This window comes from Microvirga lupini (genome assembly GCF_014191055.1).
In the GTDB taxonomy this organism is placed as follows: Bacteria; Pseudomonadota; Alphaproteobacteria; order Rhizobiales; family Beijerinckiaceae; genus Microvirga; species Microvirga lupini_A.
The window spans coordinates 749710-775326 of the sequence record NZ_JACHWB010000003.1 but is presented as its reverse complement, the minus strand read 5'-3'; the positions used below and the strand labels follow the sequence as shown (position 1 = coordinate 775326).

Below are 25617 nucleotides of genomic sequence, written 5' to 3'. Positions count from 1 at the left end.
CAGCGGAAGCGTAATATGTACACCACCTTCATGTTCGCCACCGGGATTGAGAACAGCATCCCGACCATCAACAATAGCCGCACCCGCATCGATCAGATGGAGAAGTGCGGCCACTACAAGTACTGGCGGACGGACTTCGACCTCCTCGAAGAGCTCGATATTCAGGTCCTGCGCTATGGGCCGCCGCTTCACACCAGCTTTCTGGGTCCCGGCCGCTACGACTGGTCCTTTGCGGACATGACCTTCGAGGAAATCCAGCGCCGTAACCTCATTCCCATCGTCGATCTCTGCCATTTCGGCGTTCCCGACTGGATCGGCAATTTCCAGAACCCGGATTTCCCTGATCTTTTCGCAGCTTATGCGGAAGACTTCGCGCGACGTTTTCCCTGGGTTCAGCTCTATACCCCCATCAACGAGATGTTCATCTGCGCCCAATTCTCAGCCGCCTATGGCTGGTGGAACGAGCAGATGCGCAGCGACCAAGCCTTCGTGACGGCGCTCAAGCATATCGTGAAGGCCAATGTGCTGGCGATGGAACGAATCCTGAAAGTTCGCCCGGATGCGCTGTTCATCCAGAGCGAGTCGTCGGAATATTTCCACGCCGACAACCCGGCCGCCATCAAGCCGGCCGAAATCATGAACGCCAGGCGCTTCCTGTCCCTCGATCTGAACTACGGCCGCAGGCTCGATTCCGAGATGTACGAGTTCCTGATGGACAACGGCATGAGCCGGGACGAGTACCACTTCTTCCTCAGTCGGTCCTCGCTGAGACATCACTGCATCATGGGGAACGACTATTACATCACCAATGAGCACCGAGTGCAGGCGGATGGGATGACGAGGGCTGCGGGCGATGTTTTCGGGTACGACGAGATCACCCGGCAATATTATGACCGCTACAAGCTGCCGGTCATGCACACCGAAACGAACCTTATGGAAGGTCCGCATGGCGACGAGGCCGTGAACTGGCTCTGGAAGCAATGGGCCAATGTGTTGAGGGTACGCAATACGGGCGTGCCCATCGTGGGCTTTACCTGGTACTCGCTCACCGACCAGATGGATTGGGATACAGCCCTGCGCGAGGAGAACAATCGCGTCACGCCGGTCGGTCTCTATGATCTCGACCGCAACATTCGTCCTGTCGGACGCTGCTACAAGCAGCTCATTCATGACTGGTGTGATGTGCTTCCCGCGCAAAGCGTCTGCCTGACCGTTCCCGTCGTCCGGCCTCAGGAGATGGACGAACTCCCGATCCGTAGTCACCAGGACCGGCTCCGCAGAATGCGTAGCAAGGAAAGTAAAGAAGACGACGAGCCCGTGGCGACTGCTCAGGGTGTGCATCGGTAGACGAGAGCGCTGATCCGATCTATGCAGCCGTGCCGCTAGCCGCAGAGGAGGGCGCCTTCACCGATGTTGGTCGATAGCCATTGCCACCTTGATTTCCCGGATTTTCAGAGCCGCCTGCCCGAGGTGCTCTCTGCAGCCTCAGGGGCTGGCGTCGACCGGATGGTGACCATCTCGACCCATGTGGCGCGTATGGAGATCTACCGAGCCCTGGCTGAGGCGCATGAGAGCGTCTTCTACACGGTCGGCACCCATCCCCACAATGCGGCGCTGGAGCCGGATGTGCCGGCGGAGCGGCTTATCGCGCTGTCACACCACCCGCGCTGCGTCGCAATTGGCGAAGCCGGCCTCGACTACCACTACGACAAGAGCCCGCGCGATGTGCAGCAGCGGGTCTTTCGCACCCATATCGAAGCGGCTCGTGAAACCGGCCTGCCGCTGGTGATCCATTCCCGCAACGCTGACGAGGACATGATCCAGATCTTGTCCGAGGAGATGAGGCGAGGGCGCTTCGATGCGGTCCTCCACTGCTTCTCGTCTGGTGAGAAGCTCGCCCAGATTGGCGTCGAACTGGGTCTCTACGTCTCGTTTTCGGGGATACTGACCTTCCGGAACTCGGAGGAGATTCGCCGGATTGCCGCCGCCGTTCCCCACGACCGGCTGCTGGTCGAGACCGATGCACCCTATCTGGCCCCCGTTCCATACCGCGGGAAAACCAATGAACCGGCCTATGTGGCCCATACTGCCCGGGTCCTCGCAGAGGTCATCGGCGTGACGGATCACGAGATCGCCCAGCTCACGACCGCCAATTTCTACCGGCTGTTCGCCAAGGCCGCGGTTGCCGATGCTGAATTCAGGCGGGCGCCCGCATAATGGCGTTGCGTTTGACGATCCTCGGCTGTGGGTCTTCCGCTGGCGTGCCGCGCGTGGGTGTCGGCTGGGGGGCCTGCGATCCGGCCAATCCAAAGAACCGGCGCAGACGCTGCTCCGTGCTGGTGGAACGAACCGGGCCGGACGGCGCCGTCACCACCGTGCTGGTCGATACCGGTCCGGATGTCCGCGATCAATTGCTGGGTGCCGATGTCCGCCGTCTGGATGCGGTTCTGTACACCCACGAGCACGCCGATCACATCCATGGGATCGACGACCTGCGCCCGCTCGCTATCGTCCAGCGCCATCGCATCCCGGTTTATGCCGATCGGATGACCAGCGAGCTGCTGCTGATGCGCTTCGGCTACTGCTTCGACACACCGGCCGGGAGCAGCTATCCACCCATTCTCAAGATGCACCATCTGAAGCCCGGGATCCTGGCCTCGGTGCAAGGACCGGGCGGCAACGTAGAGGCGCTTCCGTTCAGAATGGTCCACGGGGATATCGATACCCTGGGCTTCCGGTTCGGCAGCATCGCCTATGCTCCGGACGTGAGCGCGATGCCTGAGGAGAGCCTCCGCTATCTGGAGGGACTGGACGTCCTGATCCTCGATGCCTTGCGCTACACGCCGCATCCCACCCATTTCTCGGTGTCGGAGGCGTTGGACTTTATCGCGAAAGTCAAACCGAAGCGCGCCATCCTGACGAATCTGCACACGGATCTTGACTATGAGACGCTGCGGAGCGAACTGCCGCCGCATGTCGAACCTGCCTATGATGGGATGCAGATCGAAGCTCGCTGACTGTGCGATCACGCAGTGATGGAGCCTGACGACCTTTAGGAGCTGGTCGTGCTGAGAGGAGCCCATGAGCCGCGCGCCATCCACCGATCCGTATCCGCGCACCCCGGATGGCCGCTATTTCGTGGTTCGCGGCCGCTTGTGGCGCCTCAGCAATCCCGATCTGGAACCTCTAGAGCGTGAGCGTCTCGTCAAGGAGCTGATGGCGGCCCGCCGGGCGATCCGCAATGTCAGGGACGATCCACAGGCATTGAGCCAAACCCGTGCTCGGGTAGACGCTGCAAAGCGGGCCCTTGGTGAGCGCGGTCCAGTCTGGTGGAGTGACGGTGCACCGGACTACAATCGGCGGCTGGTAAGAGATACGCCATATGCCGAATGGTATCTTTCACTCGAACCGAAATCACAGGCCGATAGGTAGGCATCAAAGGCCCGAGCATCCTGAGGCTTAAGTTCCATAATATATCTTATGCGAATTTCATATAAAGAGCTGCCGACCTCTCCCCTCGGACCTCAGGCGATCTGCTTGGAGCTTCTGGCGAAGAATGCACGGTTGGCCATGAGCGGTTGCCAGGACCGCTCATGGCGCAATGTCTGTTCAAGGATGTTCGATCAGACGCAGCCCAGGTTGTCGGTTCTCCTGAACGATTGTCCTAGGATGCCGTCTCAGGCTCTGCCGTCTCATCTGAAGCTGTCCAGCTATGGGTGATCTCGGCCACGGCACCGAGCATGATCGAGGCCGAGCAGTACTTCTCCTTGGACAACTGGATCGCCCGTTCGACCTTCGCCGGTACCAAGTCCTTGCCCACGACCCGGTACTCGAGGTGGATCTTGGTGAAGACCTTGGGATCAGTCGCTGCACGCTCGGCGGCTACCTCGACCTCGCAATCCGAGATCTGCTCACGGCCCTTTCTAAGGATCTGCACGACGTCGAAGGCGGTACAACCGCCGAGCCCGATCAGGAGCATTTCCATGGGACGGATCCCGAGATTGCGCCCGCCATATTCAGGCGCGCCATCCATGATGACAGCATGTCCGCTGCCGGACTCGCCCACGAACATCATCCCGTCGACCAGTTTGACCCGCGCTTTCATCGTACCCTTCCTCAATGATCACAAAGAATTCTGCTGACTTCATACACCGCTACTGCAGGGAGATGGCGCAAATCCAGCTAGCCGTGGGTTTTGTCCTCAGGGTATGAGACTGACCTAGCGAGCAGGAATTAACCATGAAGCCTTCGACCGACATCACACGCCTCCTGGAGATCATGGCGGCCCTGCGCACGCCGGGAACAGGATGTCCTTGGGATCTCGAGCAGAATTTCGCGTCGATCACGCCTTATACGCTTGAGGAGGCCTACGAGGTCGTGGACGCCATCGAGCGTGGCGATCTGGCGGATCTCCGGGACGAACTTGGCGACCTGCTGCTCCAGGTGGTTTTCCACGCCCGCATGGCCGAGGAGCAGGGTGCCTTCGCCTTCGGCGATGTGGTCGAGGCGATCACGAAAAAGCTCATCCGGCGCCATCCCCACGTCTTCGGAAGCATCGAGAACCTGTCGCCCGGGGATGTGAAGCACCTTTGGGACTCGATCAAAGCCGAGGAGAAGGCGGAAAGAAAGGCAGAGCGAGCCAAAATGGGCTTGTCAGCAGAGGCGCATGAGGTGGGCTTTCTCGGCAGCATTCCGACGGCCCTGCCCGCCCTGACACGAGCCCAGAAACTGACAGCCAAAGCTGCCAAGGTCGGCTTCGACTGGCCAGACGCTGCCCAGGTCGTCGATAAGATTCACGAAGAGTTAGAGGAAGTTAAAGAAGCCTCTTCATCTGGAGACAGAGACAAGGTCGAGGATGAAATCGGCGACCTGCTCTTTTCCGTGACGAACCTCGCTCGTCATTTCGGCATCGATCCTGAGCAGGCTCTGCGACGCACGAACGCCAAGTTCGAGCGCCGGTTCCGGGCTGTCGAGCAGGGCCTCGGCGAGCAGGATCGCAGCCTCGATGACGCTTCCCTTGAAGAGATGGAGCGGCTCTGGGTTGCTGCGAAGATGGCCGAGCGAGAGCCGGGCGCCACCTCATAGGACGCGGGCTTCGGGGAAGCGGTTGAGAAAGCGGGGCTCCTTGCCGGCAACAAGGCGCACCTGAAGCACGGTATGCCCATTCTCCTTCGTCTGGCGGTCGAGGATCTCCGTGTTCTCATGGAGCCATGCGAGCCCCTGCCCGTCCTCAGCCGCCACATCGACCTCGTAAGTCAGCCGCCCTAAGGCTAAGTGCTGCTCGATGGTGGCGAGAAGTTCTGGGATCCCGTCTCCTGTGAGGGCCGAGATGAGAATTGGCCGCCTCTCCTCGCCGGTTCGCTGCGAGGTGGCGGCGAGCCGCTCCCGATCATCCGCCGAGAGAAGATCTGCCTTGTTCCAGACCTCGATGATACGCCGCGTGTCTTCTGGGTCGATCCCGAGTTCCCGCAGCACCACGGCCACGTCGCCGGCCTGAGCTTCCGTCTCCCCGTGAGACACGTCGCGCACGTGCAGCAGCACATCCGCTTCGACGACGTCCTCTAGGGTGGCCCGGAAAGCCGCTACCAGCATGGTTGGCAGATCCGAGATGAAGCCCACGGTGTCCGACAGGATGGCTTTCTCGCCGTGAGGAAGCTCGATGGCCCGGGATGTGGGGTCGAGGGTCGCAAACAGCATGTTTTCGGCCAGTACATCGGCCTGCGTCATGCGGTTGAAAAGCGTGGATTTGCCGGCGTTGGTGTAGCCGACGAGAGCGATGATCGGATAGGGCACCCGCCGCCGGCTCGTCCGGTGCAGGGACCGGGTCTTCACGACCCCTTCCAGATCCCGTTCGATCCGGTTCATCCGCTCCTGGATCATCCGCCGATCGGCCTCGATCTGCGTCTCTCCCGGGCCGCCCAGGAAGCCGAAGCCGCCACGCTGGCGCTCCAGATGGGTCCAGGAGCGGACCAGCCGGCCCTTCTGATATGACAGGTGAGCCAGCTCGACTTGGAGCGTGCCTTCCTTGGTCCGAGCACGCCGGCCGAAGATTTCGAGGATCAGGCCCGTCCGATCGATGACCTTGGCGCCCCAGGCCTTTTCGAGATTCCGCTGCTGCACGGGACTAAGGGCACAGTCCATGACAACGAGCCCGATCTCCTCGGCCCGGATCAAGCCCGCCAGTTCTTCCACCTTGCCGCTTCCGATAAAGGTGGCGGGGCGGGGAGACGACAATGGAGCGATGAGTGAGCGAACAACAGTCAGGTCAATCGCAAGTGCGAGGCCGGCGATCTCATCGAGCCGGGCATCGGGAGGGCGAGGGTTGCCCCCCTCGCCTTCGGAATCTGTAGAGACGCGCCGTTTGCGCGTCATATATGGCCCGACAACGAGCGTCCTTGTACCCGCCGCGACCTCTTTCTCAGGTTCGGCGAGTTGAGCGAGACGTTCTTCCCCCGGCGTCCGTGGTTCCGTCACCTCAGGCCTTCTCGCCAGCCTCGTCGATCTGATCGAACAACTGAACAGGCTGTCCCGGCATGATGGTGGAAATGGCGTGTTTGTAAACCAGTTGTGAGTGACCATCTCTGCGCAGAAGAACGCAGAAATTGTCGAACCAAGTGACGACTCCCTGGAGCTTGACGCCATTCACGAGAAAGATCGTCAGGGGTATTTTCTGCTTCCGGACGTAGTTGAGGAAGGTGTCCTGAAGGTTCTGCGCGCGATCGCCCGCCATTGAAGTTGCCTCGCCAGCCCATCGCCGCCGGTCTTGGCTATGGGGCCGCCTTGATATGATTGTCCGCTTTCGTGCGGTCGGTGACCGGCCTACTTATTACAGGGCGAACAGCCGCGTTCGGCAAGGGGGACGCAACGGTTCTACCTCCTCGGGGCGCATTTTCCCGTGGATTGGTAGGTTTTAGTTCCAGGCCTGACGACAGCACGTGACCCATCGGAACATCGGCAGCAGGTCGTCAGCCGCCGATCCCCAGGGATTTCAGCTTCCGGTGCAGGGCCGACCGCTCCATGCCGATGAACTCCGCCGTCCTAGAAATGTTGCCGCTGAAGCGGGCAATCTGGGCCAGAAGGTACTCCCGCTCGAAGATCTCACGGGCGTCGCGGAGCGGCAGGCTCATGAGCTTTTCGCCCCCTGCCCCGCCAGGCGTACTCGGAACGAGCGCACCGATCTCGGACGGCAGCATGTCGGCCGTGACCTCCGCGTCGGGCTCACCGGACGTGAGGATCATCAGGCGCTCGACGTTGTTCCTGAGCTGGCGCACATTGCCCGGCCAGTCATGCGACTGCAGCACTGCCATCGCATCCTCGGCGATTCGGCGCTTGGGCAGGCCTGTCGTCGACGAGATCTGCTCCATGAAGAAATCGATGAGCTCGGGCACATCCTCCCGGCGCTCGGCCAAGGACGGCACCCGAATCGGAATAACCCCAAGGCGGTGGAAGAGATCCTCGCGGAACCGGCCAGCGGCAATCTCAGCCGGCAGATCGCGGCTGGACGACGAGACGATACGGACATCCACATGAACCCGGGTCGTTCCGCCGACACGCTGGAAGTTCTGGTCCACGAGAACGCGCAGAATCCGATTCTGCGTCTCCCGCGGCATGTCGGCGATCTCGTCGATATAGAGAGTTCCGCCATGGGCCTCCTCAAGCGCGCCGACGCGGCGTCCACCGCCTGCTCCACCTTCCGTACCGAAGAGCTCGGCCTCCATGGTGTCCGGCGTAATGGTCGCGGCCGAGAGCACCACGAAGGGACCGTTGGCGCGGGTGGAAAGCCCGTGAAGGGTTCGGGCCGTCAGCTCCTTGCCAGAGCCGGGTGCGCCGGTGATCAGGATCCGGGCATTTGTCGGGGCCGCCCGCTCAACCGCTTGGCGAAGCTGGTTGATCACGATGGACTTGCCGGCAATGCGGCTCGCCTGAACGGACCGGGAGCGCAGGTCGCGCACTTCTCGCTTCAGTCGCGATGCCTCAAGGGCACGCTCGGCCACGAGCACGAGCCGATCAGCCTTGAACGGCTTTTCGATGAAGTCGTAGGCACCGGCCTTGATGGCCGAAACTGCGGTTTCGATGTTGCCATGGCCTGAGATCATCACCACCGGCAGGTCCGGGTGCTGGCTCTTGATGATCTCGAGCACCTGGAGACCATCCAGGCGGCTTCCCTGCAGCCAGATATCCAGGAAGACGAGGTGGGGACGCCGCGTCTCGATAGCAGCCAGGGCCTCGTCGGAGGTCCCAGCCGTGCGTGTCCGGTGGCCTTCATCCTCAAGAATACCGGCCACAAGTTCGCGAATGTCGACTTCGTCGTCGACGACGAGAATATCAGCGCTCATGAGCTTGCCCTGCGAGAGTCATGTCGGCTGGAAACGGCCGATGTCTCTTCCGATGAAATCTGTTTCGTCTTTGGGATCCACATGCGAACCTGCCCACCTCTTCCGGCAGGATTGTCGGCGAGTTCCATGCCGCCCCCATGGTCTTCCAGGATCTTTGCGACGATCGGCAATCCTAAACCGGTTCCACCCTCGCGGGTCGTCATATAGGGCTCCAGAAGGCGCTGCCGCCCTTCAACAGGGAAGCCCTTGCCGTTGTCGGTCACGGCCAGGATCAGATAGTCCGGGTGCGTGTCGTCCAGAAGAATGGCGATCTGCCCCTGCCCTCGCTCCTCATCTGGCACTGCCGCAATGGCTTCCGTCGCGTTCTTGACGATATTGGTCACAGCCTGGGACACGAGACGGCGGTCGAACGGCGCCACAAGAGGCCCCTGAGGAAGCTGATCGGCAAATTCGATCTCAGGGTGGGCAATCTTCATCATGAAGACCACCTGCCGGATTGTCTCGGCCAGATCCTCGTTTCCGATGGTCGGCTTGGGCATGCGGGCGAAGGATGAGAACTCGTCGACCATCCGCTTGATGTCGTCGACCTGCCGCACGATCGTGTCCGTGCACTGATCGAACACCTCACGATCGGTGGTGATCACCTTGCCGTATTTCCTGCGGATACGCTCGGCCGAGAGCTGGATCGGGGTCAGCGGGTTCTTGATCTCGTGCGCAATCCGGCGCGCCACGTCCGCCCAGGCGGACGTCCGCTGCGCCAGGACGAGATCCGTGATGTCGTCGAGGGTGATCACGAGATCCCGCTTCTCGCTGCGGGTCTGCTCGCTGGTCACGCGGACATTGATCGTGCGCTCTTTGCCGCGGCGGGCGATATGGATCTGCTGCTGCATGAGTCGCTGGCGCCCGTGGCTCATCTCCTCCACCAGGGAAGTGACCTCCGGCAAGATCATGGTGATCGACTTGCCGAGCAGCTCCTCTCGCGAAGCCCCGAGCAGGGACTCCGTCGAAGGGTTGACGATGGTGATCACACCCCGGGCATTCACGCCGATCACCCCGGCCGAGACACCGGCGAGAACTGCCTCGGTAAAGCGGCGACGACGATCCATGAGCTCGCTGGCTGTGGTGAGGCCATCATGCTGGCGGCGCAACTCCGAGGTCATCTTGTTGAAGGTCTCGCCGAGATGGCCAAGATCCCCCTCGCCCCGCTTGACGGGAACCTGAACATAAAAGTTGCCGGTTGCCACTTGGTCCGTCGCATGGATGAGGCGTCGGATCGGCGCCACGAGGCGGTTCGCGAAATTCAGCCCGAACCAGACTGCGGAGAGCAGGACGATCAAGGCGATCAGCGTGAACATGGACGCAAAGGCGATCTGAATGCCGGCCTTCTTCTGGTCAAGCGCTTCGTAGAAGGCCACACCGGTTTCAGCCACCTGGGGAAACTCGATGGCTCGCGGATCCACCTCACGCGCCACGTAGAGGACCCGCCCACCATGGGCATCGAGCTTCAGGGCGGAACGGAAAATGTTGCCGCTCCCTCGGGTGAAAAGACAGAGCGCTTCCTGGGAGCTCGCTTCCTGAAGATCTGCCTGAGAGGGCGGAGGAATGTTCTCAACCTTCTTCACTTCGATCCGCTCAACCACCGTACCGTCCGGATCGACGAGCATGGCAAGTGGGAAGCCGAGGAAGACCGCGCGGGAATTCATGAATTCCCGGAACAGGTTGCGGTCGGCATCGAAGAGAACCTTCGCGCGATTGAGGTCAGCTGCCATCAGCTGAGTCTCGCGCGCCAGTGTCCGGCACTGCATCTCCCGGTAGGAGTGGGCGATGGACACTGTGTTGTTCATGAGATTCTTAAGTGCGCCCGTGAACCATGGATCAAGACCACGCTCGAGGGTCACCGTCGCGACACCGGCGACAAGAATGGCCGGCAGGACGGCCACTAGGCTGAAGAGCCCGACGATGCGCACGTGGAGTCCGGCTGCCGCTGCCCCTGCCCTGCGCTCCCGCACCAGCTTCCGGGTCTGCCAGGCCACGATTCCAAGGAGGACAGCAATGAGAACGCCGTTCAGCGTGAACACCCACACGACGACATTGTGGGTCGGCAGGATCGGCGTCGCACCGGCGAGAATCAGGAAAGTGGCTAGAGCCGACGCCAGAGCCGACAGAACGGCTCCATAGCCCAGCCAACCGAGACCGGTCTGGGACGGCTCTGCCGCCTGACGCTGTGCAATGGTGTCCTGGTTGATCAAGACTGAAGCCCCACGAGATCGGGCGCCTTGAGGACGGCACCCTGCCCTGGGGTGATGCACCAACACAACACTGTGGTCAAATTATTACAGCTCAGGCTGGTCAGGCTCTGTTTGACCGCACGACCATAAGGTCCAGGTCCCGAACCTTCTTCCGCAGGGTGTTGCGGTTGACCCCAAGCAGCTCCGCCGCCCTGATCTGATTGCCCCGCGTTGCCGCCAGGGCCGCCCCGATCAAGGGACCTTCGATCTCGCGCAGGATCCGGTGGTAGAGGCCGGGAGGCGGAAGCGAATCCCTGAACCCGGAAAAGTATTCGTTCAGGTGCCGCTCCACCGCGTCGGAGAGGCCCTCTGAGGCTTGCAGGGTTGGCTGGCCGGGTTTTCCGGCAGGCTGCGGCGCGAGGAGCGGCTGGGAATCGAGCTCCGCGTCGACGATGGCGCCCGTGATCGTGTCCTGGGGGTAGAGTGCAGCCAAGCGCCGCACCAGGTTCTCCAATTCGCGAACATTGCCGGGCCAGCGGTAACGCTTCAGCCGGTCCATAGCCTCAACATCAAGCTGCTTGCGGCCAAGCCCCTCCTTCTCCACCAGCACGAAGAAGTGGCGGACGAGATCCGGGATATCCTCGACCCGTTCGCGAAGAGGCGGAAGCCGCAGCGGAACTACGTTCAGCCGGAAATACAAATCCTCGCGGAAGAGGCCCTGCTGAATGAGAACCCGCAGATCCTTGTTCGTGGCGGCCACGATGCGGACATTGGTCTTGATCGGCACACGTCCGCCAACGGTCGTATACTCGCCCTGCTGGAGGACGCGCAGGAGACGCGTCTGCGCCTCCATGGGCATGTCGCCGATCTCGTCGAGGAAGAGTGTTCCCCCCTCGGCCTGCTCGAAGCGGCCCGTATTGCGGGCGGTCGCCCCGGTGAAGGCGCCCTTCTCATGGCCGAACAGCTCAGATTCGATAAGCTCCCGCGGGATCGCCGCCATATTGACGGCGACGAAAGGCCCCTGTCGGCGCTTGCCGTAATCATGCAGCGCCTTCGCAACCAGTTCCTTGCCCGTGCCGGATTCGCCCGTGATCATCACGGTGAGGTCGGTGGGCATGAGGCGCGCCAGCGCCCGATAGATCTCCTGCATCGCCTGCGAGCGTCCGACGAGCGGGATATCCTCGTTTTCCGGTACCGGCTGGGCACCGGTGGGCACGCCGCGCGGGCGGGAGAGCGCCCGGCCGACAACGGCCACCAGTTCCTTTAGATCGAAGGGCTTGGGCAGATACTCGTAGGCACCGCGCTCAGAGGCCTTGATCGCCGTCATGAACGTGTTCTGCGCGCTCATGACAATGATCGGAAGCTCCGGCCGAAGCTTCTTGACGCGGGGCAGGAGGTCGAAGGCGTTCTCGTCGGGCATCATCACATCGGTGATGACAAGATCGCCCTCCCCTTGAGACACCCAGCGCCAGAGGGTGGCGGCATTGCTCGTGGAGCGGACCTCGTAGCCCGCCCGCGACAACGCCTGGTTCAGGACGGTCCGGATAGCTGCATCGTCATCGGCGAGGAGGATCTGTCCGCTCGGCATAGGTCAGCCTTATAAATCAGCCCCGCGACCGTCGCCGGCGCGGTGCATGGGTAAAAGAACTCGGAAGGTGGTCCGCCGGGGAGCCGGTTCGCATTCAACGATGCCGCCATGGTCGCCCACGATCTTGGCGACAAGGGCGAGCCCAAGGCCGCTGCCTTGGACCTTCGTGGTCACAAAGGGATCGAAGAGCTCGCTCATCAACTCCGGTGGAATCCCAGGTCCATTGTCCGTGACGCTCAACTCGATTGGCAGGCTCACACGCTCCTGCGAGCCTGGCACCTGGAGCCTGACGCCGGTCCGGAAGGCCGTCGACAGGATGATCTCTCCATCCGGTGCATCGATGCCAATGGCTTCGGCAGCATTCTTGACGAGGTTCAGGATGACCTGGATCAGCTGATCCCGATTACCGAGGACGGGGGGGAGCGATGGATCATAGTTTTCAGCAAAGCGGATGTGGCGGGCGAAACCCGACTGTGCCAAACGCTTCACGTGGTCGAGTACGCCGTGGATATTGACGGCACCTCGCTCCACGGGCCGCTCTTCGCCGAAGACCTCCATGCGCTCCACGAGCTTTACGATGCGATCGGTCTCGTCGCAGATGAGTCGCGTCAGCAACCGGTCGTCCTCGTTCGCCGATTGCTCGAGAAGCTGCGCGGCGCCGCGGATGCCGGAGAGCGGGTTCTTGATCTCGTGCGCCAGCAGGGCACCGAGAGCCGTGATCGACCGGGCCGCCCCGCGATGAGTGAGCTGACGGTTCATCTTGTCGGCGATGGTCCGTTCCTGGAGCATGACGATCACGTTGTCGCGGTCGTCGCCAAGAGGACATGCCGAGACGTCTACGATGCGCTCGGCGCCGAGACGTGGGCTGCCGATATCGACCCGGTGCTCGCTGACGCTGGAGCCCCTCTGGCGAACATCTTCGACCAAAGCCATCACCGGTGAGCCGAAGGGCAGCAGGTCGCTGAGCTTCTGGCGCTGCATCATGCGCAGGCTCATCTCGAAAAACGACTCGGCCGCCGCATTGGCGTGCGCGATCCGATGCTCCGGCCCTACGGTGAGAACCGGGATCGGCAGGGCATTCATGATCAGGTCATTGATGGGAAGAGCCGTCATGCAGCGTCTCGCTCCAAAGAGCTGTAAACTGATCGCAGGAGCGCAATCACGGTTCCGGGCTCCTCCGATGTGACGAGCCCCATGCGAACTCGTGGAGGAACCTGGAAACCCGAGGCGATCGCCACATCCGCATATGCCGCCAAGTGCTTGCGAGCATGACGGACTCCTGTCTTCTCTCCATAGAGTGAGAGCAGTCCCTCATAATGCTCGACGGCAATAGCCGTCATCTCTTCCGGGGAGGGGTCAGGAATGGTGCGTCCCTGCAGGGCTGCGCCGATCTGGCCGACGAGCCAGGGACGCCCGACGGCCGAACGTCCGATCATGACGGCAGCCGCTCCCGAGGCGGCCAAACAGCGCCTCGCGTCATCCACAGAGCCGATGTCGCCGTTGGCGATCACCGGAATGCCCACCGCATCCGCGACCGGCGCGATGGCGCCCCAGTCGGCCTGTCCCTTATAGAATTGTTGGCGGGTACGACCATGGACCGTCACCGCTTTCACGCCAAGAGCTTCGGCCCTGCGGGCGAGATCCGGCGCATTGATATTCTGGTGATCCCAGCCGAGCCGCATCTTTACCGTTACGGGAACGCTGGCAGCCTGCACCGTCGCCTCGATCAAACGGGCAGCGTGATTAAGATCGCGCATGAGCGCCGATCCGGCAAAGCCGCCGATCACGCGCTTTGCCGGGCACCCCATATTGATATCGATGATGCGTGCCCCTGCCCCCTCGGCCACGCGGGCGGCCTCCGCCATCCAGCGGGGCTCGCATCCGGCGAGCTGGACAACGTGCGGCTCGATCCCAGCGCCTTCGGCACGCAGCTGCGCTTCTTCGGAGCCTTGAACCAGCTCGTCTGAGGCCACCATCTCGGAAACTACGAGCCCTGCCCCCAAGCGCTTGGCGATACGCCGGAAGGCAACATCCGTTACGCCCGATAAAGGGGCCAGGATGGCATTGCATTCGATCTTCAATGATCCAATACCGAAGCCATAAACGCCTATTTTTTGATCAAGTGCCATTGTGCTCAATTAATAGCCATTTTTAGATGACGTGCAAGCTATTCCGCGCGGGTATTTGCCTTCTGGGGCCGCCGCGTTAAGGAGAGCACCTGTTACGGAGAGCCTTCCCGATGTCAGTTGCCGCCCTGATCGTTGCCGCAGGCCGTGGATCACGAGCGGGAGAAGGTCTTCCAAAGCAGTACCGAGATCTCCAGGGCCGATCAGTCCTGGCACGAACACTCGCCAGTTTCCTCTCGCATCCAGGCATCGATCAGATCCTCGTCGTGATCCACCCGGATGATGACGCTTTCTATGAGGGAAGCATCGCGGCCTTTGTACCCCTGCCTTCGGCACTTCTGCCATGCGTTCATGGCGGCGCTACGCGCCAGGATTCGGTGCGGAATGGCCTTGAGGCTCTCGCCTCTTCAGCCCCCGAGATCGTCCTGGTTCACGACGCGGCAAGACCCTTCGCCAGCCCGGAACTCATCGACAGGGCGATCCAGGCAGCAAGACGCTGGGATGGGGCAGTTCCCGGAATTTCGGTGACCGATACGATCAAGGTGATCGGCCATCAGGCCGAGGTCATCTCGACCCCCGAAAGGGATAGTCTCAGGGCCGTACAGACGCCGCAGGCTTTCCGTTTCTCCTTACTGCTTGATGTCCATCGCAAGGCGACAGCTGCAGGGATGCATGCCTTCACAGATGATGGCGCCCTGGCCGAATGGGCCGGGATGCCGGTTCACGTGTTCGAGGGCGACAGCGAGAACATCAAGCTCACCCATCCGGCCGACTTCCTGGAAGCCGAGCGGCGATTGAAAGGCCCATCCATGACCTACATCACCAAGCTAGGCACAGGCTTCGACGTTCACGCCTTTGTCGATGGCGACCATGTCTGGCTCGGCGGAATCAAGGTGCCTCATGACCGGGGTGTGATCGCTCATTCCGACGGTGACGTGATCCTGCACGCCCTGACCGACGCCATCCTTGGCGCCCTCGCCGACGGGGACATCGGCACCCACTTCCCACCGAGCGATCCGCAATGGCGCGGCGCTTCCTCGGATCAGTTCCTGGCCCATGCGGTAAGCATGGTGCGGGAGCGCGGCGGCGTTGTCGACCATCTCGATACCACCCTTCTCTGCGAAAGCCCCCGGCTGGGGCCGCACAGGGAAGCCATGCGCCAGCGTATCGCCGAGATTGCCGGGCTCCGTCTCGATCAGGTTTCGCTCAAGGCCACTACCACTGAAAAGCTCGGCTTCACCGGCCGTAACGAGGGTATTGCCGCCCAGGCCGCCGCAACCATCCGCCTGCCGGAGGTGAATTCATGATTCCGGATCTGAGAGACCGCGCCGCCGCTCTTCTCGATGCTTATCGCCGAAGGGGCCTCAAGATCGCAACGGCCGAGTCCTGCACCGGCGGTCTGGTTGCCGCCATGCTGACCGAAATTTCCGGCTCCTCAGCCGTGGTGGAGCGCGGCTTCGTGACCTATTCGAACGAGGCGAAGACCGAACTGGTCGGGGTGCCCGCCGACCTGATTTTCACCCATGGAGCAGTAAGCGAACCAGTAGCTCGAGCCATGGCCGAGGGAGCCCTCGCCCACTCGCGGGCCGATATGGCCGTGGGTATAACTGGTGTTGCAGGCCCGACCGGCGGAACCGCGACAAAGCCCGTCGGTCTCGTTCATTTCGGCCTAGCACGCAAAGGAGCCCCAACAATCCACCTGGAACGCCGCTATGGCGATCTTGGTCGGGAGACTGTCCGCCGCCGGGCGGTTGAGGATGCGCTCTCGCTGTTGGAACAGGCTATCGCCTGATCAGGCGCGGGCCCGGGAGGGTGCGCCATAGATCTCGTCCGCCCGCTCCTCGAAGGCCCCGGTGAACTTGCGGAAGGCCTTGTCGAAGACGCTACCCATGAGGAGCCCAAGGGCGAAACTCTTGAATTCGTAATTGATGTAGAACTCGACATCGCAGCCGCCCGGCACCTCTCGGAAGGTCCAGCGGTTCTCGAGATACTTGAACGGCCCATCCACGTACTCGACCGTGATCTTCCGGCGCGGATCGTCCAGAGTCACGCGGGTGGTGAAGCTCTCCTTGATGGCCTTGTAGCCCACCGACATGGTGGCCACGAGCGTTTCGATGCCCTCCCCGCTCTGGACCCGGCGCATGACGCGCAGATCCTCGCACAGGGGCAGGAACTCCGGATAACGCTCCACATCGGCCACGAGGGCGAACATCTGAGCGGGCGTATGCTTCACGGTCCGGGTGGTGCGGAAGGTCGGCATGGCTCAGGCGGCCTCTCTGAAGGTTTCAAGCGCGGCCTCCAGGGCCGGAATGTCGGATCGGGAGCGCAGGGCGTAAACGCGCTGGTCCGGACGCAGCCGCTCCAGCATACGCACGGTCTTCGGTCGCATCTTGTTCCGGTAGGACCAGATCCAGCGCAAGAAGGAAAAGTCTAAGCGCTCGATGCAGGTGGGCCCAAGGTCAGGCCGCGTACGCCCGTAATTCCTGGTAACCCGCCATACCACGCCGCCCAGGCACTGCCAGCGCGGCAGGTCGAGCCAGACGATCACCGTGGCACGGGGCACCCGGATGTCGAAGGTACTGGCGTAATTTCCATCCATGATCCAGGCCGGGCGCGCGGCGAGCATCGTCACATGCTCGCGCCATTCCGGCTTCGTCGGAGTGGTCCAGCCGGGGCCGAAGTATTCCCGGTCGAGGTGGATCAGCGGCAGGCCGAGACGCTCGGCAAGGCGGCTCGCCAGGGTGCTCTTGCCCGCGCCCGGGCTGCCGATGACCAGAATGCGCTGCATGCCTCGTCCGGTTCGTTAGCCGAGCTTCGCGAGACGGGCCGCCTTCAGCTTGGCAAAATCCTCACCGGCGTGATGCGAGGAACGCGTCAGCGGGGTCGAGGAGACCAGGAGAAACCCCTTGGCATAGGCTGTGGTTTCATAGGCCTTGAACTCGTCCGGCGTGACGAAGCGGATCACCTGATGGTGCTTCTTGGTCGGCTGGAGATACTGGCCAATGGTCATGAAATCCACGTCCGCCGAGCGAAGGTCGTCCATGAGCTGGAGCACCTCGTTCCGCTCCTCGCCCAGGCCCACCATGATGCCGGACTTGGTGAAGATGGTCGGATCCATCTCCTTCACCTGCTGCAGCAGGCGGATGGAATGGAAGTAGCGGGCCCCTGGGCGCACCTTCAGGTACTTCGACGGCACCGTTTCGAGGTTGTGGTTGAACACATCGGGCTTGGCCGCCACCACGACCTCAAGCGCGCCGGGTTTCCTGAGGAAGTCAGGGGTGAGAATCTCGACGGTGGTCTTCGGCGAGCGGGCCCGGATCGCATGGATCACATCGGCGAAGTGCTGAGCGCCGCCGTCAGCGAGGTCGTCCCGGTCGACGGAGGTGATGACCACATGCTCAAGGCCGAGCTTTTCAACGGCTTTTGCCACGCTCTCGGGCTCGTTCGGGTCGAGCGCCTGCGGCAGGCCGGTCTTCACGTTGCAGAAGGCGCAGGCCCGGGTGCAGGTGTCGCCCATGATCATGAAGGTGGCGTGCTTTTTTTCCCAGCACTCGCCGATATTGGGGCAGCCGGCCTCCTCGCAGACCGTTACGAGCTTGTTCTCGCGCACGATGCGGTTGGTCTCGGCCCATTTGGGCGAGCCCGGCGCCTTCACGCGGATCCATTCGGGCTTGCGCTGCTGAACCGGCTGGTCCGGCCGGTGCGCCTTTTCCGGATGGCGAGGACGCTGATCCTTATTCAGAAGGTCGAGAACGACAGCCATGAAGCTAAACCTCTGGGGCGAAGGGACCCCGCCCCTTCCTGACATGCGCTTGATTTAAGGCTTTCGAGGCTCGACCGCAAATGCTCAGATCGCGGAGCAGGCCTTCCGTCCAGGCTTTCTGTCTGCTGAGGGCCGCTCCGATCTGCCGGAACACCAGCAAAGTATGACGACCGGCAACTTCTGAGTTTCTACCTGAACCGAAGCCCATGATACCCGTTACTAGCCTGTTCATTCCAAGATGTTGGGACATAGACCTATGAACAGGACGTCGGAGAGGAACGGGATCGTGGCGATTCCGCCTGCCGAGCATGTCCTGGATGCTTTGGCTGGCCCGATGGCCGTGCTCGACCAGTCCGGCACCATTATTGCTGTCAACCAGGCTTGGCGTGATTTCGGCCAGGCGAACAGCGCCAGCGGCATTCGACATATAGGAATGAACTACCTCGATATCTGCGATCGCGCCGTCGGGGTAGAAGCGGCCTGTGCGCAGGCCGCTTCTGTTGGCATCCGGTCTGTGCTGGCGGGTCAGTCAGACTTCTCGCTCGAATATCCGTGCCATTCCCCTGCAGAGAAGCGGTGGTTTCAGCTCCGTGCTTCGCGGCTTGAGCATGAGGGACATACCTATGCCGTGGTGGCTCACCACGATATCACCAACCGTATTCTGGTCGAGCAGGAGCGACAAGGTCTCCTGGCGAAGGCCCATCGATACCAGGAGCAGTTGAGAGCCCTGGCGGCAGTGACGACCCGGATGGCCGCGACGGATGCCCCCGAAGATATCTTTCACGAGATCTCGGATCAGGCGCGCCTGATCATCGGTGCTCATTGGGCCGCAATCCATACGCTTCCCTATGCCTTATGGCCGAGTGAGCCCGTAATTGTCTCGGTTTCGGACAAGTACCGCAACTATCCTGCATCCAGCCTGGGGCAGAGCAGTGCTGCCATTTACTCCCATGTGGGCCAGCTTGGACATTCGCTTCGGCTCACTGGGGCCGAACTCAAGTCTTATCCGGAACTGCAGGATGCCTGGCTCACAGAAGCAGTCTCTCCGGGACTGCCGAGCGTGCTTGCTGTTCCGGTGATTGGCCCCCAAGGCGGCACGTTGGGCGTGCTCATGCTGCTGGATAAGCAGGATGGTGACTTCACCGCTGACGATGAAGCCATCCTCACCCAACTCGCCCAGATCGCGTCGGTCTCCGTCGAGAACGCCGTTCAGACCAGAGCCGAACGGGAAAGCCGTGAGCGGCTCTGGGCGACCCATGAGCATGCCGGCGTCGGCATCGCTGAAACAAATGCTGCCGGCAAACTTCTGACCGTCAACAGGGGGCTATCCGCTATCACCGGTTATTCCCGCGGCGAGCTTCTCGGCTTGAACATCTTCGATCTCATTCACCCTGATGATTCCGGGGCTGAGCGCGACCTTTACGAACGACAGGTCGCGGGCGAACTGAAAACCTATTCGTTGGAGAAGCGCTCGATCCGGAAGGATGGCTCCAGTGTCTGGCTGAATGTCTCATCGACAGCAGTCTTCAATGAGCAGGGAAAATTTCAATACAGCGTGCGGGTCATTCAGGACATCGACGAACGGAAGCGGTTCGAGCAACGCCAAACATTGCTGGTGCGGGAGCTCCATCACCGGGTGCGCAACACCCTCGCGGTCGTTCAAGCTCTGGCAAGCGCGACGGCCCGTACGGCAACCAACATGCGGGATTTCAACCGATCCTTCTCATCGCGGGTCGCTGCCCTTGCCAAAACCCAGACCCTTCTGACGGAGGATTACTGGCAGACTGCGCCTTTGCGGGAGATGCTGCAATGTGAGCTTCAGCCTTTCTGGGGTAGCAGACACGAGCGCTTCAGGCTGGAGGGGCCGGAAGTGAATCTTTCGGCGGATCTCGCCATCCCGCTGAGCATGGCTTTTCATGAACTGACAGCGAATGCCGCGCAATACGGTGCCCTATCTGTGCGCAAGGGGTGTGTAGCCGTCACATGGGAGCTTGTAGTCGAACACGGCCGGAGGGAGCTCCACCTCGCATGGGTGGAGAAGAATGGCCCTCCTGTCGGGAAGCCGGCGCACAGCGGCTTTGGGTCATTTCTCATGGAGCGTGTTCTGCCGGCCCAATGTAACGCGAAAGCGCATCTGAGTTTCGATCCGGCAGGGCTCCGGTGCGAGATCCACATACCTCTGGTTACGCATCGACTCGTGCCCGAATATTGATCTATTGATTTAAGCGCCCATCCGCGCCGGTTCAGGTCAAGCCTCGCGCGAAATCGTCGACCAGTTGCGCATAGCGTTCCATAGGCGGGAATTTCTCGAAACTATGGACCGCCGGCGTCTTGGCCCAGGGCAGCGCCTCGCTGGTGTAGGTCTCAATGAAGGGGGTAAAACCCCTTGCATCATCGAACATCGTCGCACGAACGTTGACGAACCCGTCGAGACCCTCCGGCCGCGTGAACAGCCAGCTCATACAATGCGGGCAGAAAAAATGTCGGGTGGGACCATGCAGTCCACCGATGACCGGGGCGCCCTGCACCACCTCGAAGCGTTCGCTCGGATAGAGTGCGCTCAGCGAGAAGGCGCTTGCGGTCATGCGCTGGCAGCCCGTGCAATGGCAGGCCATGGTGATGATGGGAGCGCCACGAACCCGAAACCGCACCTGTCCGCACCGGCATCCGCCTTCCTGCACAGCCCTATCGTCCGCCATGGCGTGTCCCCGCTTCGTCCTGCCGAGTTTAGCCGTCGCACGCACCCTTGTCAGCCCAGAGGAGCATGGAGTGGCATCATGGGCAGACGGTTGGCGGCTAATCCGTCGTTACGGCCGTTTCGATATCGGACGGGTCGATCCGCCGGTTGAGACCGGCTTCGAGCTTGTCGCGGTCGAGTTCGCCCTCCCACCAAGCCACCACGATCGTGGCCACGCCGTTGCCGATGATGTTGGTGAGCGCGCGCACCTCGCTCATGAACTTGTCGATGCCGAGAATGACGGCCATGCCGGGCACCAGGGCCGGGTTCACCACCGCCAGCGTAGCCGCGAGGGTGACGAAGCCCGCGCCCGTGACACCGCTGGCGCCCTTCGATGTGAGGAGGGCAACCAGGAGAATCGTCAGCTGCTGGCCGAAGGTGAGATCGAAGTGCAGCGCCTGCGCAATGAACAGGGTCGCGAGCGTCATGTAGATATTGGTGCCATCGAGATTGAAGGAATAGCCGGTCGGCACGACGAGACCGACGACCGATCTCGAGCAGCCGAGCCGTTCGAGCTTCTCCATCAATTGCGGCAAGGCGCTCTCGGACGAACTCGTGCCGAGCACGATGAGCAGCTCGTCCCGAATATAGCCGAGGAACTTGAAGATGCTGAAGCCGGCCATGCGAGCGATTGCGCCTAAGACCACGAAGACGAAGAGCGCCGCCGTAGCATAGAAAGTCGCAATGAGGCCGATGAGGTTGCCGAGGGCCTGCGGCCCGAAGCGGCCGATGGTGTAGGCCATGGCGCCGAAGGCGCCGAGAGGCGCGGCCTTCATGACGATCGCGATCACCCCGAACATGGCATGCCCCGCATCGTCGATGAGCCTGCGGATTGTCGCGCCGCGCTCGCCAAGCACGAGCAAAGCGAAGCCGAACAGGATCGCGAAGAGGAGCACCTGCAGGATATCGCCCTGGGCAAAGGCCCCCACCACGCTGTCGGGGATGATGTGGAGAATGAAATCGACCGGCTTCTGCTCGGCCGCCTGTTTGGCATAGCCAGCGACCGCGGCCGGGTCTGGCGTCCCGGCAAAGCCGGCGCCCGGCTTCACGAGATTGCCGACGAGAAGGCCGATGACGAGGGCGAAGGTGGACACGATTTCGAAATACACCAGCGCCTTAACGCCGACCCGCCCCACCTTCTTGGCGTCCTGGATATGGGCGATGCCGGACACGACCGTGCAGAAGATGATCGGCGCGATCACCATCTTGATCAGCTTGATGAAGCCGTCGCCGAGGGCCTTGACCCAATCGTTCTTGGCAAGATCCGGCAGCAGCCAGCCGATCAGGGCGCCAAGAACGATAGCGATCAGGACCTGAATGTAGAGAACCTTGTACCAGGGCTTCTTGCGAGATCGCGTGTCTCCGATCCCGTCTCTCACTGCGACGCTTGTCATCGTCGCCTCCTCATGGACGCTTCGCCGGCGGCACTTCGTCCCGAAATGAAAACAGCCAGGACCTCGAAAAGGTCCTGGCTGTTTGATTCCTGAAGCTCAACTTTGGCCCCGCAGGACCCAAATCGTGCCGCCCTACCGTCAGATGTGGATCACGCGGTCATAGGCATCGAGCACGCTCTCGTGCATCGTCTCGGAGAGCGTCGGGTGCGGGAAGACGGCGTGGATCAGCTCTTCCTCGGTGGTTTCCAGGTTCATGGCGATCACGAAGCCCTGGATCAGCTCGGTCACTTCCGCGCCGACCATGTGGGCACCCAGGAGCTGACCGGTCTTCTTGTCGAAGATTGTCTTCACGAGGCCGTCCGGCTCACCGAGTGCAATGGCCTTGCCGTTGCCGATGAAGGGGAAGCGGCCAACGCGGATGTCGAACCCCTGCTCCTTGGCCTTGGCCTCGGTGAGGCCAACGGAGGCGATCTGCGGGTTGCAATAGGTGCAGCCCGGGATCTTTGCCTTGTCCATGGCGTGGGTGTGCATGCCCTTGATGGTCTCGACGCAGATCACGCCCTCGTGCTCGGCCTTGTGCGCCAGCATGGGCGGGCCCGCCACGTCGCCGATGGCATAGATACCGGGCACGTTGGTGCGCCCCAAGCCATCCGTGACAACGACGCCGCGCTCGATCTTCACTCCCAGCTTCTCAAGGCCGAGATTTTCGATGTTGCCCACGACGCCGACCGCCGAGATCATGCGATCCGCGGTGATCGTCTGGGTGCCGCCCTTGCCATCGTCGATGGTGGCGGTGATGGAATTCGAACCCTTTTCAACCTTCGTGACCTTGGCGCCCGACAGGATTTTCATGCCCTGCTTTTCGAAACGCTTGCGGGCCAGACCTGCGATCTCCGCGTCCTCGACGGGCAGGATCTGCGGCATCACCTCGACCACCGTTACCTCCACGCCCATGGTGCGATAGAAGGAGGCGAACTCGATGCCGATGGCGCCCGAGCCCATGACGATCAAAGACTTCGGCATGGCGGGCGGCACCATGGCCTCGAAATAGGTCCAGATCAGCTTGCCGTCCGGCTCGATGCCAGGCAGAGCGCGCGGACGGGCGCCGGTCGCGACGATGATGTTCTTGGCCGCATAGGTGCCGGGCTCCAGCACGCCCTTCGGCACCGGGTTCTGCGGCTGCATGGCGGGCTTCTTCGGCGCCGTTACCACGACCTCGCCGGGCTTGGAGATCGCCGCCTCACCCCAGATCACATCGACCTTGTTCTTCTTGAGCAGCATGCCGACGCCGCCGTTGAGCCGGCCGGAGACGCCGCGCGAACGGTTGACGATGGCCGCCGCATCGAAGCCGATCCCTTGAGCGGAAAGGCCGTAATCCTTGGCGTGCTCCATGTAGTGGTAGATCTCGGCCGAGCGCAGCAGCGCCTTGGTCGGGATGCAGCCCCAGTTGAGGCAGATGCCCCCGAGATGCTCGCGTTCCACGACCGCAGTCTTGAACCCGAGCTGCGCCGCGCGGATCGCCGCCACATAGCCCCCAGGACCGCCGCCGATGACGATGATGTCGTATTGGTTTGCCATGGAACTCCCCCGTCATGCCCGGGCTTGGCCCGGGCATCCACGTCCTCGTGGAGCGGGCCGTTAAAGACGTGGATGGCCGGCACGAGGCCGGCCATGACGATCGATATTAAACCAGCATCCCCATCGGGCTTTCGATGAGCTGCTTGAAGGCGGCGAGGAGTTCCGCGCCGAGCGCTCCGTCGACCACGCGGTGGTCGCAGGAGAGCGTCACGGTCATGGCCTGGATGACGGCGGGAGCGCCGTTCTTCACCACCACTCGGCTCTCGCCGGCGCCGACCGCCAGGATCGTACCCTGGGGCGGGTTGATGACGGCCTGGAAGTTCTTGATACCGTACATGCCGAGGTTCGACACGGCCGTGGAGCCGCCCTGATACTCCTCGGGCTTCAGGCGACGGTTGCGGGCGCGGCCCGCCAGATCCTTCACCTCGGCCGAGATAGCCGTGAGCGTCTTCTGCTCGGCCTTGCGCACGACCGGCGTGAACAGGCCGCCCTCGATAGCGACGGCCACGCCCACGTCCGAATGCTTCATCTTCAGAATCCGGTCCTCGGCCCAGACTGCATTGGCGGCCGGTACGCGCTGGAGCGCGATGGCCAGCGCCTTGATGATAAAGTCATTGACCGAGAGCTTGTAGGCGGGCTTGCCGTCCTTGTCCTTGCCGGCGGCCGCGTTGATCTGCTCGCGCAAGGCCATAAGCGCGTCGAGTTCGCAATCCAGCGACAGGTAGAAATGCGGCACCGTCTGCTTCGACTCAACGAGGCGCTTGGCGATGGTCTTGCGCATGCCGTCGAGGGGCACTTCCTCGTAGGTGCCGGCCTCGAACATCGCCTTGACCTGTTCGGCGCCCATGCTCTGAGCCAGTTGCGGCGCTGCCGGCTTCGCAGCGGTTGCCGGAGCTGCCGCAGCGGCAGGAGCCGGAGCAGGCTTCGTGCCGCCACCCTGGAGCGCGGCGCGCACATCCTTCTCGACCACGCGGCCATGAGGGCCGGAGCCTTGGATCGACGCGATGTCGACACCGGCTTCCTTAGCGACCCGCTTGGCGAGCGGCGAGGCGAAGACGCGGTTGCCGGAAGCCTGCGGCTGCCCTGCCCCATTGGGCTTCGCGGCCGTCGCGGGCCCCTGGGGAGCTTGATCGACGCGGGCATAGGACATGTGGGCGTTCGGGTCGCCCTGAACGGTGTTGGCCTGCGGCTGCGGCGCCACTGCCGGTGCAGCAGGAGCCGGAGCAGCTTCCGCCTTCGGCGCAGGCGCCGGGGCGCCGCCGCCGGACGCCGGAGCCGTGACACTCTTAGGGTCCTCGCCTTCAGCGGCGATCAGAGCAATGAGCTCATTGACGGGAACGTCCGCCGTTCCTTCGGGCACCACGATCTTGGCGAGGATACCTTCATCCACCGCCTCCACTTCCATGGTGGCCTTGTCGGTTTCGATCTCGGCGATGACGTCGCCGGACTTCACCGTGTCGCCTTCCTTCTTCAGCCACTTGGCAAGGTTGCCCTTTTCCATGGTGGGAGACAGGGCGGGCATCAGGATATTGATGGGCATGGCGTTTTAGATCCTGACCTGATCTGGAATTCAGTTGATGGCCTGCGTCGAGCCGGGATCGCTCGGATCGTCCAGCTCGGCCTGAAGGCCTGCGGTGATCTCCGCCATGGCCTCCTCCTCCGAGAGGTCCGTTTCCATGGCATAGACACGCGCGGCGTGGCGGGCGAGATCCACCAGGAGCACGCCCCAGGTGAACGGATCGTCGAAGGCACGGCGCAGCGCGATGCTCACCGCCCCATCGACCACCGAAGCCCTCAGGATCTCGATGCCACCTTTTTCAAGCGCATCCGGCGGAACGTTGAGGGCTTCGAATTTCCGTTCAGTCAT

24 protein-coding genes are annotated in these 25617 nt (G+C 62.2%); 8 read left to right on the top strand and 16 right to left on the bottom strand.

Going from position 1 to position 25617, the window contains the following annotated elements; genetic code table 11:
* The first annotated feature begins 15 nt into the window (after positions 1-15).
* The 4 genes from FHR70_RS15165 (at position 16) to FHR70_RS15150 (ending at position 3432) form a co-directional block, all read left to right on the top strand.
* Entirely contained in the window at positions 16-1347 is a 1332-nt protein-coding gene (locus FHR70_RS15165) for a family 1 glycosylhydrolase (RefSeq protein WP_183451520.1), read from the top strand.
* 63 nt (positions 1348-1410) lie between these two features.
* Positions 1411-2217 (top strand): TatD family hydrolase, encoded by an 807-nt coding sequence (locus FHR70_RS15160; protein ID WP_183451518.1) that lies wholly within the window; start codon positions 1411-1413, stop codon positions 2215-2217.
* Positions 2217-3017 carry an MBL fold metallo-hydrolase gene (locus tag FHR70_RS15155; RefSeq protein WP_183451516.1) on the top strand — a complete coding sequence of 267 codons (801 nt, stop codon included), beginning with the start codon at positions 2217-2219 and terminating at the stop codon, positions 3015-3017. Before FHR70_RS15160 ends, FHR70_RS15155 begins: the two co-directional genes overlap by 1 nt.
* 64 nt (positions 3018-3081) lie before the next feature.
* Entirely contained in the window at positions 3082-3432 is a 351-nt protein-coding gene (locus FHR70_RS15150; protein ID WP_183451514.1) for a hypothetical protein, read from the top strand.
* A gap of 232 nt (positions 3433-3664) precedes the next feature.
* Here the strand turns inward: FHR70_RS15150 and FHR70_RS15145 are convergent, their stop codons facing one another.
* On the bottom strand, positions 3665-4105 hold the full coding sequence (locus FHR70_RS15145) for an OsmC family protein (RefSeq protein ID WP_183451512.1): 441 nt from the start codon (positions 4103-4105) through the stop codon (positions 3665-3667).
* A 134-nt stretch (positions 4106-4239) separates the two neighbouring features.
* Here FHR70_RS15145 and mazG point away from each other — a divergent pair, with 134 nt between their 5' ends.
* The gene (gene mazG, locus FHR70_RS15140; protein ID WP_183451510.1) at positions 4240-5085 is read left to right on the top strand and encodes a nucleoside triphosphate pyrophosphohydrolase; all 846 of its coding nucleotides are present in this window, start codon (positions 4240-4242) and stop codon (positions 5083-5085) included.
* Here mazG and hflX read toward each other — a convergent pair.
* The 7 genes from hflX to dusB form a co-directional block, all read right to left on the bottom strand.
* The gene (hflX, locus tag FHR70_RS15135; RefSeq protein ID WP_183451508.1) at positions 5080-6474 is read right to left on the bottom strand and encodes a GTPase HflX; all 1395 of its coding nucleotides are present in this window, start codon (positions 6472-6474) and stop codon (positions 5080-5082) included. The two genes, mazG and hflX, sit on opposite strands and share 6 nt — an antisense overlap.
* Before the next feature lies 1 nt (position 6475).
* Positions 6476-6730, bottom strand: a complete 255-nt coding sequence (hfq, locus tag FHR70_RS15130) for an RNA chaperone Hfq (protein WP_009491222.1) — start codon at positions 6728-6730, stop codon at positions 6476-6478.
* Between the two features lie 235 nt (positions 6731-6965).
* Positions 6966-8336, bottom strand: coding sequence for a nitrogen assimilation response regulator NtrX (gene ntrX / locus FHR70_RS15125; RefSeq protein WP_183451506.1), 1371 nt, complete (start codon positions 8334-8336; stop codon positions 6966-6968).
* The gene (locus tag FHR70_RS15120; protein WP_183451504.1) at positions 8333-10585 is read right to left on the bottom strand and encodes a sensor histidine kinase NtrY-like; all 2253 of its coding nucleotides are present in this window, start codon (positions 10583-10585) and stop codon (positions 8333-8335) included. The genes ntrX and FHR70_RS15120 overlap by 4 nt, the downstream gene beginning before the upstream one ends.
* A gap of 100 nt (positions 10586-10685) precedes the next feature.
* The gene (gene ntrC / locus FHR70_RS15115; protein WP_183451502.1) at positions 10686-12152 is read right to left on the bottom strand and encodes a nitrogen regulation protein NR(I); all 1467 of its coding nucleotides are present in this window, start codon (positions 12150-12152) and stop codon (positions 10686-10688) included.
* Positions 12153-12161: 9 nt separating this feature from the next.
* The gene (locus FHR70_RS15110) at positions 12162-13265 is read right to left on the bottom strand and encodes a two-component system sensor histidine kinase NtrB (RefSeq protein WP_183451500.1); all 1104 of its coding nucleotides are present in this window, start codon (positions 13263-13265) and stop codon (positions 12162-12164) included.
* Complete coding sequence (dusB, locus tag FHR70_RS15105) at positions 13262-14281, bottom strand: tRNA dihydrouridine synthase DusB (RefSeq protein ID WP_183451498.1); 1020 nt, start codon at positions 14279-14281, stop codon at positions 13262-13264. Before dusB ends, FHR70_RS15110 begins: the two co-directional genes overlap by 4 nt.
* A gap of 110 nt (positions 14282-14391) precedes the next feature.
* On the opposite strand from dusB, the gene FHR70_RS15100 reads away from it, so the two are divergent.
* Together FHR70_RS15100 and FHR70_RS15095 are read left to right on the top strand one after the other, a co-directional pair.
* Positions 14392-15585: a bifunctional 2-C-methyl-D-erythritol 4-phosphate cytidylyltransferase/2-C-methyl-D-erythritol 2,4-cyclodiphosphate synthase gene (locus tag FHR70_RS15100; RefSeq protein ID WP_183451496.1), complete on the top strand. Its 1194-nt coding sequence runs from the start codon at positions 14392-14394 to the stop codon at positions 15583-15585.
* Complete coding sequence (locus FHR70_RS15095) at positions 15582-16070, top strand: CinA family protein (protein WP_183451494.1); 489 nt, start codon at positions 15582-15584, stop codon at positions 16068-16070. Before FHR70_RS15100 ends, FHR70_RS15095 begins: the two co-directional genes overlap by 4 nt.
* Here FHR70_RS15095 and FHR70_RS15090 read toward each other — a convergent pair whose 3' ends face one another.
* From FHR70_RS15090 to lipA, 3 genes are read right to left on the bottom strand one after another with little or no spacing between them, the layout of a single operon-like run.
* A complete protein-coding gene (locus FHR70_RS15090; protein WP_183451492.1) occupies positions 16071-16538 on the bottom strand; it encodes a type II toxin-antitoxin system RatA family toxin in 468 nt (155 codons plus the stop codon).
* A 3-nt stretch (positions 16539-16541) separates the two neighbouring features.
* Positions 16542-17066, bottom strand: a complete 525-nt coding sequence (locus tag FHR70_RS15085; protein WP_183451490.1) for a P-loop NTPase family protein — start codon at positions 17064-17066, stop codon at positions 16542-16544.
* 15 nt (positions 17067-17081) lie between these two features.
* The gene (lipA, locus tag FHR70_RS15080; RefSeq protein WP_183451488.1) at positions 17082-18041 is read right to left on the bottom strand and encodes a lipoyl synthase; all 960 of its coding nucleotides are present in this window, start codon (positions 18039-18041) and stop codon (positions 17082-17084) included.
* A 238-nt stretch (positions 18042-18279) separates the two neighbouring features.
* On the opposite strand from lipA, the gene FHR70_RS15075 reads away from it, so the two are divergent.
* Positions 18280-20253 carry a sensor histidine kinase gene (locus FHR70_RS15075; protein WP_343058820.1) on the top strand — a complete coding sequence of 658 codons (1974 nt, stop codon included), beginning with the start codon at positions 18280-18282 and terminating at the stop codon, positions 20251-20253.
* A gap of 31 nt (positions 20254-20284) precedes the next feature.
* Here FHR70_RS15075 and FHR70_RS15070 read toward each other — a convergent pair whose 3' ends face one another.
* From FHR70_RS15070 to FHR70_RS15050, 5 genes are all read right to left on the bottom strand, one after another.
* Complete coding sequence (locus tag FHR70_RS15070) at positions 20285-20740, bottom strand: GFA family protein (RefSeq protein ID WP_183451484.1); 456 nt, start codon at positions 20738-20740, stop codon at positions 20285-20287.
* 97 nt (positions 20741-20837) lie between these two features.
* Entirely contained in the window at positions 20838-22172 is a 1335-nt protein-coding gene (locus FHR70_RS15065) for a dicarboxylate/amino acid:cation symporter (RefSeq protein ID WP_183451482.1), read from the bottom strand.
* A gap of 138 nt (positions 22173-22310) precedes the next feature.
* The gene (lpdA, locus tag FHR70_RS15060) at positions 22311-23750 is read right to left on the bottom strand and encodes a dihydrolipoyl dehydrogenase (protein WP_183451480.1); all 1440 of its coding nucleotides are present in this window, start codon (positions 23748-23750) and stop codon (positions 22311-22313) included.
* A 106-nt stretch (positions 23751-23856) separates the two neighbouring features.
* Positions 23857-25290, bottom strand: a complete 1434-nt coding sequence (locus FHR70_RS15055) for a pyruvate dehydrogenase complex dihydrolipoamide acetyltransferase (protein ID WP_183451478.1) — start codon at positions 25288-25290, stop codon at positions 23857-23859.
* Between the two features lie 30 nt (positions 25291-25320).
* Complete coding sequence (locus tag FHR70_RS15050) at positions 25321-25617, bottom strand: DUF5076 domain-containing protein (protein ID WP_183451476.1); 297 nt, start codon at positions 25615-25617, stop codon at positions 25321-25323.

Excerpts from the sequence above, each read along its gene's own strand:
- FHR70_RS15075 (WP_343058820.1), top strand. The coding sequence starts at position 18,280 with ATGTTGGGACATAGACCTATGAACAGGACGTCGGAGAGGAACGGGATC.
- FHR70_RS15050 (WP_183451476.1), bottom strand. The coding sequence starts at position 25,617 with ATGACTGAACGGAAATTCGAAGCCCTCAACGTTCCGCCGGATGCGCTT.
- hfq (WP_009491222.1), bottom strand. The coding sequence starts at position 6,730 with ATGGCGGGCGATCGCGCGCAGAACCTTCAGGACACCTTCCTCAACTAC.
- FHR70_RS15150 (WP_183451514.1), top strand. The coding sequence starts at position 3,082 with ATGAGCCGCGCGCCATCCACCGATCCGTATCCGCGCACCCCGGATGGC.
- ntrX (WP_183451506.1), bottom strand. The coding sequence starts at position 8,336 with ATGAGCGCTGATATTCTCGTCGTCGACGACGAAGTCGACATTCGCGAA.
- mazG (WP_183451510.1), top strand. The coding sequence starts at position 4,240 with ATGAAGCCTTCGACCGACATCACACGCCTCCTGGAGATCATGGCGGCC.
- lipA (WP_183451488.1), bottom strand. The coding sequence starts at position 18,041 with ATGGCTGTCGTTCTCGACCTTCTGAATAAGGATCAGCGTCCTCGCCAT.
- dusB (WP_183451498.1), bottom strand. The coding sequence starts at position 14,281 with ATGGCACTTGATCAAAAAATAGGCGTTTATGGCTTCGGTATTGGATCA.
- FHR70_RS15160 (WP_183451518.1), top strand. The coding sequence starts at position 1,411 with ATGTTGGTCGATAGCCATTGCCACCTTGATTTCCCGGATTTTCAGAGC.
- FHR70_RS15065 (WP_183451482.1), bottom strand. The coding sequence starts at position 22,172 with ATGACAAGCGTCGCAGTGAGAGACGGGATCGGAGACACGCGATCTCGC.
- FHR70_RS15100 (WP_183451496.1), top strand. The coding sequence starts at position 14,392 with ATGTCAGTTGCCGCCCTGATCGTTGCCGCAGGCCGTGGATCACGAGCG.
- FHR70_RS15145 (WP_183451512.1), bottom strand. The coding sequence starts at position 4,105 with ATGAAAGCGCGGGTCAAACTGGTCGACGGGATGATGTTCGTGGGCGAG.
- ntrC (WP_183451502.1), bottom strand. The coding sequence starts at position 12,152 with ATGCCGAGCGGACAGATCCTCCTCGCCGATGACGATGCAGCTATCCGG.
- FHR70_RS15155 (WP_183451516.1), top strand. The coding sequence starts at position 2,217 with ATGGCGTTGCGTTTGACGATCCTCGGCTGTGGGTCTTCCGCTGGCGTG.
- FHR70_RS15090 (WP_183451492.1), bottom strand. The coding sequence starts at position 16,538 with ATGCCGACCTTCCGCACCACCCGGACCGTGAAGCATACGCCCGCTCAG.
- FHR70_RS15165 (WP_183451520.1), top strand. The coding sequence starts at position 16 with ATGTACACCACCTTCATGTTCGCCACCGGGATTGAGAACAGCATCCCG.
- FHR70_RS15055 (WP_183451478.1), bottom strand. The coding sequence starts at position 25,290 with ATGCCCATCAATATCCTGATGCCCGCCCTGTCTCCCACCATGGAAAAG.
- FHR70_RS15110 (WP_183451500.1), bottom strand. The coding sequence starts at position 13,265 with ATGACGGCTCTTCCCATCAATGACCTGATCATGAATGCCCTGCCGATC.
- FHR70_RS15095 (WP_183451494.1), top strand. The coding sequence starts at position 15,582 with ATGATTCCGGATCTGAGAGACCGCGCCGCCGCTCTTCTCGATGCTTAT.
- FHR70_RS15085 (WP_183451490.1), bottom strand. The coding sequence starts at position 17,066 with ATGCAGCGCATTCTGGTCATCGGCAGCCCGGGCGCGGGCAAGAGCACC.
- FHR70_RS15070 (WP_183451484.1), bottom strand. The coding sequence starts at position 20,740 with ATGGCGGACGATAGGGCTGTGCAGGAAGGCGGATGCCGGTGCGGACAG.
- lpdA (WP_183451480.1), bottom strand. The coding sequence starts at position 23,750 with ATGGCAAACCAATACGACATCATCGTCATCGGCGGCGGTCCTGGGGGC.